Below are 14,028 nucleotides of genomic sequence, written 5' to 3' on the forward strand. Positions count from 1 at the left end.
ATCTACACCTTTAACCATTGTTGTAAAGTAGGGATTACCTTAGTTAATGCATGTTGACATATAGAGATATCTTGTTCTGTAGTCTGCATTCCCATACTTATTCGAATACCGCTAACTGCTTCTGCCCGGCTCCGCTGCATTGCTAATAGAACTCTACTAGGAGCCTCTTTTTTTGATGAACAAGCAGATTTACTTGAAACATAAATTCCTTCGTCTTCCAATGCCCTGACTAAAACCTCTGATTTTATACCTCTGCAAGAAAAGGAAAGAATGTACGGCACACCATCTCCGTTAAGGAGTATACCATCTAACGAAGCTAGTGTTGTTTGTAACTTTGATTTCCAAACGGCTGTATTTTGTAAAAAAGTTTCTCGTTTTGCAGAGGAAATTTCCACTGCTTTTGCCATTCCAGCTATGAGTGGTACAGCTAATGTACCTGAACGAATCCCGTTTTCTTGTCCTCCGCCGAGCAATAGTGGTGCAATTTGTTTATTTTTGCGTAAATATAATGCACCGACGCCTTTTGGTCCATGAAATTTATGCGCTGAAATAGATAATAAATCAACTTTTGCTTTATTCACATCAACTGGCCATTTACCAAATGATTGCACTGCATCGACATGAAAAAATACTTTTGGAAAAGCGGCTAATAAAGCACCTATTTCTTCAATAGGTTGAACAGCCCCCACTTCATTGTTGACATGCATAATTGAAACTAAAATCGTTTCATTTGTCATAACGCTTTGCAATTCATCAACGGACACATGTCCATTGTCATCAACAGGAAGATAGGTAACCTCAAACCCCTCTTGCTCCAAAGATTGATAAACTTCATAAACAGAATCGTGCTCGATAGCAGTTGTAATGATATGTTTGCCTCTATTTTGGTATTTTCTCGCAATCCCCTGTATCGCTAAATTATTGGCTTCTGTACCTCCAGAGGTAAAAATAATCTCAGAAGGAAGAGCAGAAAGCTCTTTTGTGATCTTTAAACGTGCATCTTCTACTGCTTGTTCCGCTTGAAAACCTAAACTGTGAAGAGAAGCTGGATTTGCATATGTGTTTTCCAACATCCAGCTTACAGTTTCAATCACTTCTTTATACGGTTTAGTTGTAGCACTATTATCCAGATAATGCATTGTTTTTCCCTTCCCAAATAAATACTGTTTGACATAAAAAAAGGCGAAGTATTCGCCTTAGATACGACATGAATCCATTCCTCTTTTTTGTAAATACCGTTGATGATATTCTTCAGCAGGAAAATAAGTTGTTGCTTTCGTAATTTCTGTCACAATCGGTTTCGAAAATTTACCTGATTGATCTAATTCTTTTTTCATTTGTTCTGCTTCTTTTCTTTGTTCTTCATTGTGATAAAACACAACCGAACGATATTGCGTACCGAAATCCGGTCCCTGTTGATTTAACGTTGTAGGATTATGATTCTCAAAAAAGATTTGCAACAATTTTTTGTAAGAGATTTGATTTGGATCAAAATCAATATCTACCACTTCAGCATGCCCAGTCTTATCTGTACATACGTCTTCATAAGTAGGATTTTCCTTGTTTCCACCTGTATATCCAACAGAGGTATCAATTACTCCAGGTATTTTACGAAATGTCTCTTCTACACCCCAAAAACAACCAGCTCCGAAAGTAGCTTTTGCCATTTTATTATCCTCCTTGCAAACGCTCAAAACGAAATGGATCGAACATTTTATCATTTTCTTCTGGTGTTAATAATAAAGATTCTTCTGGTCTCGGAAAAGGCTTTAAAATTAAATCTAAATAAGCAATTTCTCGATAGTTTACCTCAATCAAGATTCCAATATCTATTAACAACTGTATCATATCCGAAATTGATGTAGGATACTGCAATGAAGATCTTACCAAAATAGTTTCACACCACTGTTCTCGCATATACAACGCTTCATACTCTAAGAATGATGCATCTTCTTTATTATTTTGAATTTGAGCTAATGGAAAAGGTTCAATGGATAATTTTTGCGCTTCTTTTTCCATATAAAAAAATATTTCTGATTTTGTATATCCTTGATAAATAAAAGTAAAAACGCTTAGTACAACTGAATTCATCCCTTGTGGTAGATACAAATTCCAACCAAGTTCAAAAAAAACTGCTGGTACTTGTAAATAATCTTGTGACCATTCAGAGCTAAGAACCGTTTGAATGCGCATGTTTTTCCCCTTTTCTGCGCTATTCGCTTCCTTTCTTTTCGCTTATTCTTTTCTTATTAACTTCGACGCCACTTTGAAATCCAAGTATCAGCTTTAGATGCCAGTTTTGGAAAACGTAAACGTAACTTGTGAAGCCATCTTCTCGCCCAAGGAGTTGTCCTAGATAAAAGGATCAAACCGATTAAAAAGAAAAACCAACCTTGCATAATAGGTAATACTGCCCCAATAACACCTAAGAGAAGAAAGAAATATCCTGTGATAGTTATGAGAACTCGTTTTACATTTGGATTCATTTGACAATCGCCACCCCTAATCCATCCCCTAAAGGAAGTATGATGGATTCTAAACGTTCATCATTTGCTAACATGTCGGTTACCTTACGAACTGCTTCTGGGGCAGGATGCTGATCCTTTTGATCCAAGATTCTCCCACCTAAAAAAAGATTATCTAACAAAACCACTGCACCTGGTGAAGCAAGTTGAATGACTTGCTCTAAATAAGCAGGATAATTAACTTTATCTGCATCTAAAAAAAACAAATCAAATTTCTTTTCTTCCTGTATTAATTTCGATAGTTGCTCAGAAGCATCTCCAACAATAACATTCACTTTATCTAAATAATTACTTTTAGCTAAATGTTCTCTAGCTATTTTTGCATGTTCTTCTTTAAGTTCAATAGTAGTACACTGTCCATTATCCATCAACCCTTTAGCAAGGCAAATGGTACTGTATCCAGCTAGTGTACCCACTTCTAAAATCCGCTTGGCATTCGTCATCTTTACCATCATCGTTAACCATTTTCCTACTTCTGGCGGAACCGAAATAAGCGGCAGTTCTAATGATGAGAGACGTGTATCAATCGTGGACAATACTTCATCTTCCTGAACAAATAAATTTCGAATATAATTGGTATAATTCATGCATTTCTCCTTATCCAGATATGAAAAAACACAAGCTATCCATAATGTTAGTTTGTGCAGTGATTTACTTTATGGTTTGTTTCACAAAGAAGACAGCATGTAAAACAAATTTCATTATATACTATGATAGCCCAACGTGAAAAGAAAAGCCTCTCTTTTGAGAGACTTTTAAAAAATAGCCATGATCGGAAAGGCTAGTATTCTAATGAGGAGAACAAACACACCAATACCGATTGCCCACCAGCCTGCTGTACTGCCTCTTTGCACACCCACAATCCCTAAAACAATAGCAAGAGACGATAAGACAAACGGAAACAGGAAAAAAGACAGTAATGACAAAATAAGAGCGGTTACACCAATTCCTCCACCATCAACTTCTGTTTTTTCTTGACGGGGAGCTTGTTCGACAGTCTTGACGCTCGATGGAGCTATCTCTGAAGCTGTTTCAACATCCTGCTCTTTATGTCTATGGTTATCCCTTATTTGATCCTTGTCATCTGTACTCATGTATGTTCCTCCTGACCTAGAAGACTATTCTTAGTTTCCATAGATCGAAGAGATAACATACGTTCATAAAATTGTTATCTATTTCCTAACGAATTACCTTCTCAATACGTTCCAATCTTGTCAAAATTTCATTAATTACTGCGTCATATTCATTCATATTCGCTTTTACAGCTTTATGTCTTGCTGTATTTTGTTTTTTCGATGTTGTTAGTTGTTCTTTTAAGTATTCATTTTCTTTTATCAATTCTTCGTAATTACGTATTACAAGATCTAGAAATTCATTTACTTCGTTTACATCATATCCACGCATAGATTGTTTAAAGTCTTTGTTGAAAATCTCCATGGGCGTTAAACGTTTCACGATTGAGACACTCCTATCAACATCAGCGTTTCATTTTTTTATTATATACGAATTCTTTATCTACAGCAAAGTAAGCTTAGTAGATGACAAGCTGTTGCAAGGAGTATACCAAATAAGTTATTTTTTTCACAATAAAGAGATAGGATTGATCTGCCTATCTCTTATTGTTTCGAATATCTTTCCACCATCTTACGGAAATTTGGGTTATCAGAAACATGCACCCTCTCTACTACTGCATCCATATCTTTAATTAATGCTGGTATTTCTACACGTAAATGACCTAAAGTTGGCTGTTTTCTTTTTAACGACACAGCAACATATGCACGATTTCGAATGATAACGACTGTAGCATTCTCTATTTGAGGATAGCTTTGTACAATTCTTCTTGCGTACTCTTTCTCTACACGAATACCATGTGTTCGCGTTTTATTAGATATATAGTTTGCATTATTATTATAAAGGGAATTATTGTGATCAACATTTGTTTGATAACGAGTAGGTAACATATTTTGCTCTTGAACAGGAGATTGAGAATGATATCTCGCACAACCCTGTGATATAGCCATCAATCCAGCCAATCCCACTGCAATCCAGTGTTTTTGCATATAAGAATTCACCTCTCATCGTTTTGCGATAGAATATACAAAAGAATAAAACGAAATAACTCCATAATTGCGACTAGTGCCCCAGCTACATAAGTAAATGCAGCAGCATTTAATACTTTATTAACGCCATACTCCTCATTTCTTGCTATCATTCCTTCTGCAAACACAATATGTTTTGCTCTACTGCTAGCATTAAATTCAACTGGCAGTGTCACCAAATGAAATAGTACAGTTATCAAGTAAAATAATATCCCGACTAAAATGAGATTGGACATTTGCAAAAAAAATCCGATTAAAAGCAGAATTGGAGCAGCACCTGATGTAATATTTAATATCGGTACTAAACGATGTCGTAAAACTAACGCACCATAATTTTCTTGGTGTTGTAAAGCATGTCCGCATTCATGTGCTGATACCGAAATAGCCGCCACTGTTGATTCACCATAGATGGGTTCCGACAATCTCACTACTTTTGCATTTGGATCGTAATGATCACTAAAACTGCCTTGAATCGGCTCTATTTTTACATCTTGTAATCCATGTCGATCTAATATATACCTAGCAACCTGCTGCCCTGTATATCCAGATTTTGCATGAACGCCAGACCATTTGTGAAAAGCAGATTTCACTTTTATCTGTGCCCAAATTGTAAGAATAACAGCAATGATCATCACGAAAATATCAATTGCAAAAAACATATAAATCCCTACTTTCTTTTTCTATCTTGTGCAAGTGAAGGATTTTTATCCCCTTTGGTAAAAATGGGTATATAGAGTATTTTGCTTATCTAAAGATGAAATTCACTGCGCAAAAAACTAGAGCTTTGTTTTTACTTTTGATAATATATCCAAGAACATGCAAATGAGGAGTTTTCCAATGCAACGAATAAAGCCGGATTTCTGGCTTATCCTTTTGACATTTATTTTGGTCGGTTATGGTCTTGTGATGGTATTTAGTACAAGTTACTATAAAGGCATATTAGATTATCAAAATGCTTACTATTTTTTCAACAAACAACTTATATTTGCTGGTGTAGGATTGATTCTTTTTTTTATCTTTTCCAATATTCCTTATCACTGGTATAGAAAACATATTGGAAAGTTTTTGTTACTATCACTTGTGATGCTGATCTTTGTGCTTCTTTTTACCAACGAAACCAATGGAGCTCGCAGATGGATCAGTATGGGTCCATTAACTTTTCAACCATCAGAGTTTGTAAAGCTTGTTATGATCATGTACACTGCATCGATCATGGTAAAGAAACAAGAGGTACTCAACAGTTTTAAGAAAACAATTTTGCCTCCACTTACTGTTATTACAGTCTTCTGTGGTTTTCTTGTGATCGAACCTCATTACAGTGCAACAATTATTATTTTTAGTACTTGTTTGATTATTATCTTTTGCGGTGGTGCAAGACTGCGACAATTATTTTTATTAGTGAGTGCTGGAATTCCTGTTTTGGTGGGAGTTTTGTTTTTAGATCAATACCGGGTAAATCGAGTAATGGCATTATTTAATCCTTTTAGTGATCCACAAAACCATGGTTATCAAGTGATTTACTCTCTTTACGCTATTGGACCAGGTGGAATAACAGGAGTAGGGTTAGGCAAAAGCATTCAAAAAATGGCTTATTTGCCAGAAGCACATACCGATTTTATCTTCTCTATAATCGCAGAGGAATTAGGATTCATTGGAGCTGGTGCGCTTATCGTTCTATTTGCAGTTTATGTCATAAGAGGAGTGCGAATATCGCTCAAAGCTCCTGATTTATTCGGTACATTGCTCGGAATTGGAATCGTTAGTTTACTGGCAATTCAAGTCGTTTTTAATCTTGGAGTAGTTACAGCACTATTACCGGTAACTGGAGTTCCATTACCCTTTATCAGTTATGGAGGGTCTTCTCTGATGTTCCAATTAATCGCAACTGGTATACTTTTAAATATATCCCGATACCGACTTGAAAAAAGGAAACCCGCTAAAAAAAGCCAGAAACCTGCTTCCGAATGAGGAAGCAGGTTTTTATGATCACGATCAACGTGGATGATTTTTGTTAACCGAACGGTTTTGATTCCAGTAATAATAACCAAATAATATAGCGGCAAGTGGCACTATAAAAAACAATGCTTTTGCTCCGAACCGATGTATGTATTCAAATAAAATTTCCCAATTTGATCCTAAAACATGACCTAATCCAATGAAAGTCAAACACCATACAAATGCACCAATGTATGCAAATACCATAAACCTTGCAATGGACATACGAGCAATTCCGGCAATATACGCAGTCACATGACGCACTCCTGGTATAAAATATCCAGCAAATAAAAGAGCACTGCCATATTTCCGGAATAAAAGATTGGTAATCCGAAGTCTTCTGCGAGTAATAAATATTTTACTTCCATACTTTCGCAAAAAAGGATAACCCAGTTTTTTCCCTAATATAAAACTTACTGTGATACCGGTTGCGGAACCAAAAAGAGCACTGAGGAATGTATAAATAAGATGAAGCTCTCCAATCGAAGAGAGGTATCCAAGGAAAGTCAACATAATTTCATCAGGTAGTGGCAATCCAACTATACCTAGTACAAAAAAAAGAAAAACACCTATATATCCATAGTGTTGTAAAAACTCAACGAACCACTGATCCATGGTACAACCCCGTTTATCAATGCATTATTAGCTAAAGTATACAATACCATAAAAATTGCAGTTTCACAAAAGATAAAAAAACGGTCGAGCAAACAACCGTTTTTTAGGAACTAAAAGATAAAAATTGATTCAATTTATCTTCATCCAATTTTTTTATTACTTTTACCATTAACTCGATCACATTTTCCACATCTTTTTTACTTACCATCGATACATGGCTATGAATATACCTAGCAGCTACTCCGATAACAATCGAAGGGACTCCATTATTGTTCATATGAAATCTACCAGCATCTGTTCCTCCACCAAGCATTGTCTCATGTTGAATAGGTATATTATTTTCTTCTGCTGTATCCATCACTAAATCACGCAATCCGATATTCGGAACCATGGTAGCATCTAAAAACGTAACCAGTGGTCCTTGACCCATTTTCGGATGATGAGAATTTTCTTGTCCTGGACCATCCTCTGCAATACCGACATCAATGGCAAATGCAATATCTGGATTCACCATATGAGCTGCTGTCTGTGCACCACGAAGCCCTACTTCTTCCTGAACAGTAGCTCCAGCAATAATCGTATTTGGATGTTCTTCTACTTGCAGACGACGAAGAATTTCTAAAGCGGCGTAACATCCAAATCGATTGTCTAATGCTTTTGCTAAAATAGTATCCTGATCTGGCAAAATTTCAAATGGACATATCGGAACAATAGGATCTCCAATCCTAATTCCCCACTCTTTGATTTGAGTATCACTGTGTGCACCAACATCAATATACATTTCTCTCATTGGATACACTTTGTTTCGTTCTTCAGCAGATAATACATGAGGTGCTTTGGAACCGATTACGCCGGTAAATTTACGATTTCCAGCCAAAATCAACACACGCTGTGATAACAATACTTGACTCCACCATCCACCCAACTGAGTAAAACGCAAATAACCAGCCTTTGTAATTTCAGTTACCATGAAACCTACTTCGTCCAGATGACCTGCTACTAATACCCTAGGTTTCTCAGATGTTCCTTTTTTCTCACCAAAAATACTCCCTAATCCATCAGTTGTTATTGTGACATCAAATTGTTGTAACTCTTCTCTTACCAAGTCTCGAACTTCATGTTCATATCCAGAAACACCATTTGCTTCTGTTAATTGTTGCAACAATCGCATAAAGTATATCTCCTTTAAAATACCTAGTATATTTCTTGATTAAAATTATCAGATGCATCGGCTATTGCCAATTGATTTTCTAATTGGTTAATAATCTGGGAATAATAAAGCGATGCTTCTGTTGTATGACCCATTTGGATTAAGTCATGATATGCTTGATAACTCTCACGGAGCATCTGAAACTGCTCACTAAATTGCCTTACAGTGAGCATCTCTGGCCTATTATCTCCTTCTTCGTTATAGTACGTTTTATAACGATCCACGTATGCTTCATAGCTTTCAAATGATTTCATATGAGTCCTGCCTTTTCGCCTTAGTATGAACAAAGAATTATAGTTTCATGTAAATAAACTCATTTAAACCTAAAAATAAAAAAACAGGAGTATAAAAACTCCTAATTCTGCATTTATATGTAAATATAATATTTTGTGCCTGTACAAATAATATTGTACAGGCACCTCCTCATTACTCCACTTGATTTAGTATTCTCAATCCATCATACACCTTAGAACCACCTTGGAGTACATAACCAATAATCTGGTGTTGCCTTTTATTTTTTCCTTTTTCTCGTTGAATGGAAACAGTTTTTTTCTCTTTGTTTGAAATCCGGATAATAAGGGCTGTATTTGCAGGTGTCTCTACTCGAATGGTTCCATTTTTTCCAGCCATGAGTTTCTCTCTGGTAACGGTGAATTCATCCATCTTTTTTCCTTCGTGATAGGACATATTCATATTTATCATATCAGATCATTAAATTTCTGAAAATAAAAAAGACGCTCTAAATGCGTCTTCTTATAAGCAGTTGGAAGCAACCAATAAGCCGAGTTCTGTTCTCCTTGTGGTAATAATGATAGCTTATACATATCTCCCACAAATGGAGCAGCAATCATCTGTCTAGGCTAAGTATTGCTACTTAACTCCAGCGACCTACCCAGAATCACTGCGGGCAACAGCTGTATCCAAAATGAATACTGATTCTCTATCAGGTCTTGCACCAGGTGGGGTTTACCTAGCCAGCATGTTTCCATGCTGCTGGTGCGCTCTTACCGCACCGTTGCATCCTTGCCTGTGAGGTTCCCCTCCATCGGCGGTCTACATTTCTGTGGCACTTGCCTTAGGGTTGCCCCCACCGGCCGTTAGCCGGCACCCTGCCCTATGGAGCTCGGACTTTCCTCCCGTGGTACCTTGCAGTATCCACCGGCGATTGCTTTGTTTACTTCCATGAAATGTTAGTATATCACAAAATCTCTTTTAAAAAAATAGTCAATTTTTGGATGCTAACAAACTTGAAAAGGATTAAAATCCACTCTCGATGAATGAACAGGTACATTCATAGGCAAAAGAGCAGTCAATTGGTTACATATGGAAGGGATCACTCGCTGTTCTGCTGCATGACCAATATCAATTAAGCAAATCCCCTCTTCCAAAGCTAATTGAGCTGTATGGTAGTCGATATCTCCAGTAATATATACATCCGCACCTTGGTGTTTTGCTTCCATTACATAACGACTTCCAGCTCCACCCAAAATAGCAGCTCGTCGAATATTTGTTTTAAGATGACCTACCACTTGAACATAATTTAAATCATAGACTTGTTTTACATGAGCGACCAATTCACTTAAGGGTTGTGCAGTAGAAAGTTGTCCAATTTTCCCCATTCCAAAACGTTCTTTTTGTTCCAATTCATACAAATCATAGGCCACCTCTTCATAAGGATGGGCTGTAAGAAGTGCACGAATTACTTTTGTCTGGATAGATTTTGGAAAGATCGTCTCTAATCGGTACTCCTCTACTTTTTCCAGTTTTCCTTGCTGTCCAATAAACGGCTCGGTACCTTGTCCAGGTAAAAATGTTCCCATCCCTTTTGAAGCAAAGGTACAGTGACTATATGCTCCAATTGCCCCTGCTCCACTTTCTCCAAGTGCATCCCGAACAGCGTCCACATGAGTCGCTGGAACAAAGACAACCAGTTTTATGTAATGTTCTTCTCCATGAAAGAGAAATGTTTCCTGCTGTTCCAATCCTAATTCTCCTGCTAACACATCATTTACACCATTTATCGCTGTATCTAAATTCGTATGTGCGGCATAGACTTGGATTTGATGCTGCAGTAATTTTTCGATCATTTTCCCTCTCGGCAGATCAGTGTTAATTGCATTTAAAGGATGGAAAATTAGTGCATGGTGCGTGAAAATCCAATTTGCACCTAATTTGATCGCTTCTTCTATTACTGCATCCGTTACTTCTAAAGCTACTAAAATTCCTTTTACATCTTGAAAACTGCTTCCTAGCTGTAAACCAATTTTATCTTTTTCCATCGCCAAATGTGGCGGAGCGATTTTTTCAAAAATACCTATTAGCTCTCTTCCAGTGATAACCATTTAATCACCTTTTCTCGATCTTCTATTTCCATTTGAATCTCTGTCTTTTTTTGTTCCGCCCCTTTTGCATGTTGCAACTGTTGAAATACCTCTTGTCTACGTTGCTGAGAAAGTTTTTGCTTTTGTAATAAGAGTGGATGTCGATTTTTCCAAAGTAATGGACCGATGTGAAAAAATCTTGATTTTGACAACGGAAGATCAACATATACCAGATCTTCCTCATTTCGAGGTTCGGTTACAATAATTTCATAATATATCCCGTCTTCTAAGACGATATCTTCTTTCACCAACATCCAATCATTTTGTTCCAGCCATTGTCTGACACGATATTCCCCTATATTGGGTTGAAGCACCATTCGTCTAACACCTTTTAATTTATCTTTATCATTTTCTAAAATAGCTTCGATCAATGATCCGCCCATACCCGCTATAACTATTACATCAACTTTTTCCTGTAATACTTGAAGACCGTCCCCCATACGCACATCAATAAGTGATTCCAAACCTAATTTCTGAATGAAAGCAGAGGCGTTTAAAAAAGGGCCTTTATTTAATTCACCTGCGATCCCTTTCTTTATTTTCCCTTCATGAGCAAGATAAGCCAATAATTTCCCATGATCTGCCCCAATATCTGCTACACACGATGAAGTTGGGACAAAGTTAGCAATATGTAATAGACGCTTTGAAATTGACTCCTTCACAGCATGCAACTCCTCTTCGCTTCTATTATAACGAAAACAAACACACTTTAAAATTAGTGAGCGTACCCCTAAAAGGAGTACGCTCTGGATCTTTGATCTATTCGGTCTCTTCTTCATATGGATGTTTCATCCAGCCAATCTGACATGCATCATGATGTCCCCTGCACATACTACATTTTTTGCAAACAGGGGACTTATCACAAGATCCCTTTCCAGTAATTAGAATACACTTTGACTGAACAGGCATGATACTTCCTTGTCTCTAGTTGTTTTTAAGCGGTCACAACTATTATATCCTATCCACAAAAGAGCGAAAAGATATCGGAATATTATTTACAATACAACCACTTCTGGAAAAACGGTGTTAAATCTTTATTTGCAACCTTATTTGCTACACGTAAGAAATCCGTTGTTGTTGCCGTTTTAAATTTATATTGATCATAATACGTGTGCAAAATTTTCATCACTTTTTCTTCACCAATTTCATGCATCAGGGCAAACATCATTGCTGCTGGTCGCAAATAAACCATGATACCGTACACTTCATCTGGATAATCATATAGTTTTTGCGCTGAATGAACTCCCATCGAACGGTGAATTTCGTCCGATTTGACTGCAACTCGTTTTAACCAAGGTTCATCATCTTGTTTCATTTTCTTTTGCATGTAAAGAAACTCAGAAAAACTCGTCAATCCTTCATCTAACCAAGGTTCCTTTACTTGATTATTGCCAACTACTCCATACCACCATTGGTGAGCAAGCTCATGCACAACTACATTGACTGCTGGTGATATTCCATTTGATGTTGGAACTTTTGGCAGTGATGTAACTAAACCAGGATACTCCATACCTGCAATTCCAAAACCTGTTTCCCCAAGTACAACATCTACTTCTTCATATGGGTACTCGCCAAAACGATTATTATAAAACTGCATACCATTAACGGCAGCTTGTATGAGTGGTTTACTAACATCTTTGGTAGAATTGGTAAACCAGAGATTAACCCTTGTTTTACCGGCCCTTCCACTTATAACTTGATAATCTTTGGTTAAAACAGCAGCAAAATCACGCACATGAAACTGCTGTAAGTGAACAGTCTGTTTTTCTTGGTGAATATCTTTTGCAGACGATATAACCTGATACCCTTTTGGCACATGAAAAGTAACATCAAAATCAGACATCACGCTGTAAAAAGGATCTCCTGTGGTTGTGTATGGTTCCGTGTGCCATCCATCTTTATCTTTTACTGCCAACATCGGGTACCACTGTGCTAAAAATGCTGTGTTTTTAAATTTGTTTAAACGAGTACCTCCTTGTGGCATGTAAAGTTGATAATCCATTTCAATTTTTGCAGACTTTCCTTTTGATAATGGTTTTGGAAGATTAACTTTCATCACTGTATCATCAATGGTAATATTTTGTTTTATGCCATCTACTTGCACATGAGAAATTGCGATATGACCAGCCTTCGAAGGTTTGGCTTCTCTGTTATATTTCCATTTCTGAAAAACATTTGGATACAGGCGAAAATAAACTTCTTTTTGAGTAAAGTTACGAAGTTCAGGTAATGTTACAGTCATATGGCCTTTGATAATATCTTGTTTATCCATATAAGTAGCTTCAATCTGATAAGTTGGTCGATCTGTTATAGGCTCTGCAGCATGAACAAATGAGAGACAGCTCATAACAGCGACTACTGTTGAGAGTATAAGCATTGGTACAAAATATCTTGGTTTCATCTTTCCACTCCTCCATCGGTACCTATTTCTAGGATGACCAAATGAAAGAAAAACATGTAGAAAAAGTTATTCACATTGCTCATCAACGGAATATAAAAACATACTTTTATCCTGTTTTATCACCACTTTCCATTTACGAATTATTTAAAATATAAAGTATAAAATTTTTTATTGTTCTCGTAGCGCTTTGAAATCAATATCTGTTAGTGCATAGACACAGACATTTTCTAATTGGCCATCTACCCCCAACTGATAGTTCCGTAGTATGCCTTCAAGTTGAAACCCTAACCGTTCTGCTATTTTTCTACTCTGTATATTTCGTTCATCACAATTTATTTCGATTCTATTTGCATGAAGAATTTGAAAAGCAAACACAGAGATTCCTCTTACTGATTCAGTGATATAGCCTTTACCGGTATAGGGAGTTCTACACCAATATCCGATCTCAAATTTTCTAGCCGCCCAATCCATACGATGAAGTCCGCTACTACCAATAAAGGTTTTGGTATCTTTTTCAAACAAATGAAAACGCAAATCTGTCCTCTCTAGAAACTGTGCATGTGCCTTCCGCACATTAGCTTCTGTTTCTTCTTTTGAAGGACAAGATTGTGCCCAAGGCATCCAAACTTTTAATTCCTCCATCGATTCCATCATTGCCTCGTGCACTACTTCCCCATCACCCGGAAGAGGCATACGTATAAAAAGGCGCTCCGTCTCAAAAGAATGGGGAAAATTTTCCAATATAGGTAACATCTCGACAAGTTCCCTCCCTCCATATATTCTACCTAGACAAGGAGAAATT

18 protein-coding genes and 1 other RNA gene are annotated in these 14,028 nt (G+C 36.9%); 1 reads left to right on the forward strand and 18 read right to left on the reverse strand.

What is annotated here, in order from left to right; translation table 11 throughout:
* Nucleotides 1-2: 2 nt before the first annotated feature.
* The 9 genes from AC5WOC_RS06930 to AC5WOC_RS06970 form a co-directional block, all read right to left on the reverse strand.
* The gene (locus AC5WOC_RS06930) at nt 3-1,139 is read right to left on the reverse strand and encodes a cysteine desulfurase family protein (RefSeq protein WP_496054664.1); all 1,137 of its coding nucleotides are present in this window, start codon (nt 1,137-1,139) and stop codon (nt 3-5) included.
* A gap of 57 nt (nt 1,140-1,196) precedes the next feature.
* Nucleotides 1,197-1,667, reverse strand: coding sequence for a peptide-methionine (S)-S-oxide reductase MsrA (msrA, locus tag AC5WOC_RS06935; RefSeq protein WP_496054665.1), 471 nt, complete (start codon nt 1,665-1,667; stop codon nt 1,197-1,199).
* 4 nt (nt 1,668-1,671) lie between these two features.
* A complete protein-coding gene (locus AC5WOC_RS06940) occupies nt 1,672-2,193 on the reverse strand; it encodes a DUF6042 family protein (RefSeq protein ID WP_496054666.1) in 522 nt (173 codons plus the stop codon).
* A 56-nt stretch (nt 2,194-2,249) separates the two neighbouring features.
* Nucleotides 2,250-2,486, reverse strand: coding sequence for a PGPGW domain-containing protein (locus tag AC5WOC_RS06945; RefSeq protein ID WP_496054667.1), 237 nt, complete (start codon nt 2,484-2,486; stop codon nt 2,250-2,252).
* Nucleotides 2,483-3,112 (reverse strand): O-methyltransferase, encoded by a 630-nt coding sequence (locus AC5WOC_RS06950; RefSeq protein WP_496054668.1) that lies wholly within the window; start codon nt 3,110-3,112, stop codon nt 2,483-2,485. Before AC5WOC_RS06950 ends, AC5WOC_RS06945 begins: the two co-directional genes overlap by 4 nt.
* A 168-nt stretch (nt 3,113-3,280) precedes the next feature.
* Nucleotides 3,281-3,619 carry a hypothetical protein gene (locus AC5WOC_RS06955; protein WP_496054669.1) on the reverse strand — a complete coding sequence of 113 codons (339 nt, stop codon included), beginning with the start codon at nt 3,617-3,619 and terminating at the stop codon, nt 3,281-3,283.
* Between the two features lie 85 nt (nt 3,620-3,704).
* Nucleotides 3,705-3,980: a DivIVA domain-containing protein gene (locus AC5WOC_RS06960; RefSeq protein WP_496054670.1), complete on the reverse strand. Its 276-nt coding sequence runs from the start codon at nt 3,978-3,980 to the stop codon at nt 3,705-3,707.
* Between the two features lie 161 nt (nt 3,981-4,141).
* Nucleotides 4,142-4,585: a YhcN/YlaJ family sporulation lipoprotein gene (locus AC5WOC_RS06965; protein WP_496054671.1), complete on the reverse strand. Its 444-nt coding sequence runs from the start codon at nt 4,583-4,585 to the stop codon at nt 4,142-4,144.
* A gap of 8 nt (nt 4,586-4,593) precedes the next feature.
* Complete coding sequence (locus AC5WOC_RS06970; protein ID WP_496054672.1) at nt 4,594-5,283, reverse strand: zinc metallopeptidase; 690 nt, start codon at nt 5,281-5,283, stop codon at nt 4,594-4,596.
* A 178-nt stretch (nt 5,284-5,461) separates the two neighbouring features.
* Between AC5WOC_RS06970 and ftsW the strand changes: the two genes are divergently transcribed.
* Nucleotides 5,462-6,592, forward strand: coding sequence for a putative lipid II flippase FtsW (gene ftsW, locus AC5WOC_RS06975; protein WP_496054673.1), 1,131 nt, complete (start codon nt 5,462-5,464; stop codon nt 6,590-6,592).
* A 24-nt stretch (nt 6,593-6,616) separates the two neighbouring features.
* Here the strand turns inward: ftsW and AC5WOC_RS06980 are convergent, their stop codons facing one another.
* The 9 genes from AC5WOC_RS06980 to AC5WOC_RS07020 all read right to left on the reverse strand — a co-directional run bounded on the left by AC5WOC_RS06980 (nt 6,617) and on the right by AC5WOC_RS07020 (nt 13,979).
* On the reverse strand, nt 6,617-7,234 hold the full coding sequence (locus tag AC5WOC_RS06980) for a DedA family protein (protein ID WP_496054674.1): 618 nt from the start codon (nt 7,232-7,234) through the stop codon (nt 6,617-6,619).
* 103 nt (nt 7,235-7,337) lie between these two features.
* A complete protein-coding gene (locus tag AC5WOC_RS06985) occupies nt 7,338-8,405 on the reverse strand; it encodes a M42 family metallopeptidase (protein ID WP_496054675.1) in 1,068 nt (355 codons plus the stop codon).
* Nucleotides 8,406-8,428: 23 nt separating this feature from the next.
* Entirely contained in the window at nt 8,429-8,698 is a 270-nt protein-coding gene (locus AC5WOC_RS06990; protein ID WP_496054676.1) for a hypothetical protein, read from the reverse strand.
* A gap of 172 nt (nt 8,699-8,870) precedes the next feature.
* Nucleotides 8,871-9,107 carry a hypothetical protein gene (locus AC5WOC_RS06995; RefSeq protein WP_496054677.1) on the reverse strand — a complete coding sequence of 79 codons (237 nt, stop codon included), beginning with the start codon at nt 9,105-9,107 and terminating at the stop codon, nt 8,871-8,873.
* A gap of 98 nt (nt 9,108-9,205) precedes the next feature.
* Nucleotides 9,206-9,626: RNase P RNA component class A (gene rnpB, locus AC5WOC_RS07000), an RNA gene on the reverse strand.
* 56 nt (nt 9,627-9,682) lie between these two features.
* Nucleotides 9,683-10,786: a Nif3-like dinuclear metal center hexameric protein gene (locus AC5WOC_RS07005; RefSeq protein ID WP_496054678.1), complete on the reverse strand. Its 1,104-nt coding sequence runs from the start codon at nt 10,784-10,786 to the stop codon at nt 9,683-9,685.
* Nucleotides 10,762-11,487, reverse strand: coding sequence for a tRNA (adenine(22)-N(1))-methyltransferase (locus AC5WOC_RS07010; protein WP_496054679.1), 726 nt, complete (start codon nt 11,485-11,487; stop codon nt 10,762-10,764). Before AC5WOC_RS07010 ends, AC5WOC_RS07005 begins: the two co-directional genes overlap by 25 nt.
* Before the next feature lie 329 nt (nt 11,488-11,816).
* Complete coding sequence (locus AC5WOC_RS07015) at nt 11,817-13,226, reverse strand: M1 family metallopeptidase (protein WP_496054680.1); 1,410 nt, start codon at nt 13,224-13,226, stop codon at nt 11,817-11,819.
* 168 nt (nt 13,227-13,394) lie between these two features.
* Complete coding sequence (locus AC5WOC_RS07020; RefSeq protein ID WP_496054681.1) at nt 13,395-13,979, reverse strand: GNAT family N-acetyltransferase; 585 nt, start codon at nt 13,977-13,979, stop codon at nt 13,395-13,397.
* Nucleotides 13,980-14,028 lie beyond the last annotated feature (49 nt).

This window comes from Shimazuella sp. NTD247 (assembly GCF_059510415.1).

Excerpts from the sequence above, each read along its gene's own strand:
- AC5WOC_RS06930 (WP_496054664.1), bottom strand. The coding sequence starts at position 1,139 with ATGCATTATCTGGATAATAGTGCTACAACTAAACCGTATAAAGAAGTG.
- msrA (WP_496054665.1), bottom strand. The coding sequence starts at position 1,667 with ATGGCAAAAGCTACTTTCGGAGCTGGTTGTTTTTGGGGTGTAGAAGAG.
- AC5WOC_RS06940 (WP_496054666.1), bottom strand. The coding sequence starts at position 2,193 with ATGCGCATTCAAACGGTTCTTAGCTCTGAATGGTCACAAGATTATTTA.
- AC5WOC_RS06945 (WP_496054667.1), bottom strand. The coding sequence starts at position 2,486 with ATGAATCCAAATGTAAAACGAGTTCTCATAACTATCACAGGATATTTC.
- AC5WOC_RS06950 (WP_496054668.1), bottom strand. The coding sequence starts at position 3,112 with ATGAATTATACCAATTATATTCGAAATTTATTTGTTCAGGAAGATGAA.
- AC5WOC_RS06955 (WP_496054669.1), bottom strand. The coding sequence starts at position 3,619 with ATGAGTACAGATGACAAGGATCAAATAAGGGATAACCATAGACATAAA.
- AC5WOC_RS06965 (WP_496054671.1), bottom strand. The coding sequence starts at position 4,585 with ATGCAAAAACACTGGATTGCAGTGGGATTGGCTGGATTGATGGCTATA.
- AC5WOC_RS06970 (WP_496054672.1), bottom strand. The coding sequence starts at position 5,283 with ATGTTTTTTGCAATTGATATTTTCGTGATGATCATTGCTGTTATTCTT.
- ftsW (WP_496054673.1), top strand. The coding sequence starts at position 5,462 with ATGCAACGAATAAAGCCGGATTTCTGGCTTATCCTTTTGACATTTATT.
- AC5WOC_RS06980 (WP_496054674.1), bottom strand. The coding sequence starts at position 7,234 with ATGGATCAGTGGTTCGTTGAGTTTTTACAACACTATGGATATATAGGT.
- AC5WOC_RS06985 (WP_496054675.1), bottom strand. The coding sequence starts at position 8,405 with ATGCGATTGTTGCAACAATTAACAGAAGCAAATGGTGTTTCTGGATAT.
- AC5WOC_RS06990 (WP_496054676.1), bottom strand. The coding sequence starts at position 8,698 with ATGAAATCATTTGAAAGCTATGAAGCATACGTGGATCGTTATAAAACG.
- AC5WOC_RS06995 (WP_496054677.1), bottom strand. The coding sequence starts at position 9,107 with ATGGATGAATTCACCGTTACCAGAGAGAAACTCATGGCTGGAAAAAAT.
- AC5WOC_RS07005 (WP_496054678.1), bottom strand. The coding sequence starts at position 10,786 with ATGGTTATCACTGGAAGAGAGCTAATAGGTATTTTTGAAAAAATCGCT.
- AC5WOC_RS07015 (WP_496054680.1), bottom strand. The coding sequence starts at position 13,226 with ATGAAACCAAGATATTTTGTACCAATGCTTATACTCTCAACAGTAGTC.
- AC5WOC_RS07020 (WP_496054681.1), bottom strand. The coding sequence starts at position 13,979 with ATGTTACCTATATTGGAAAATTTTCCCCATTCTTTTGAGACGGAGCGC.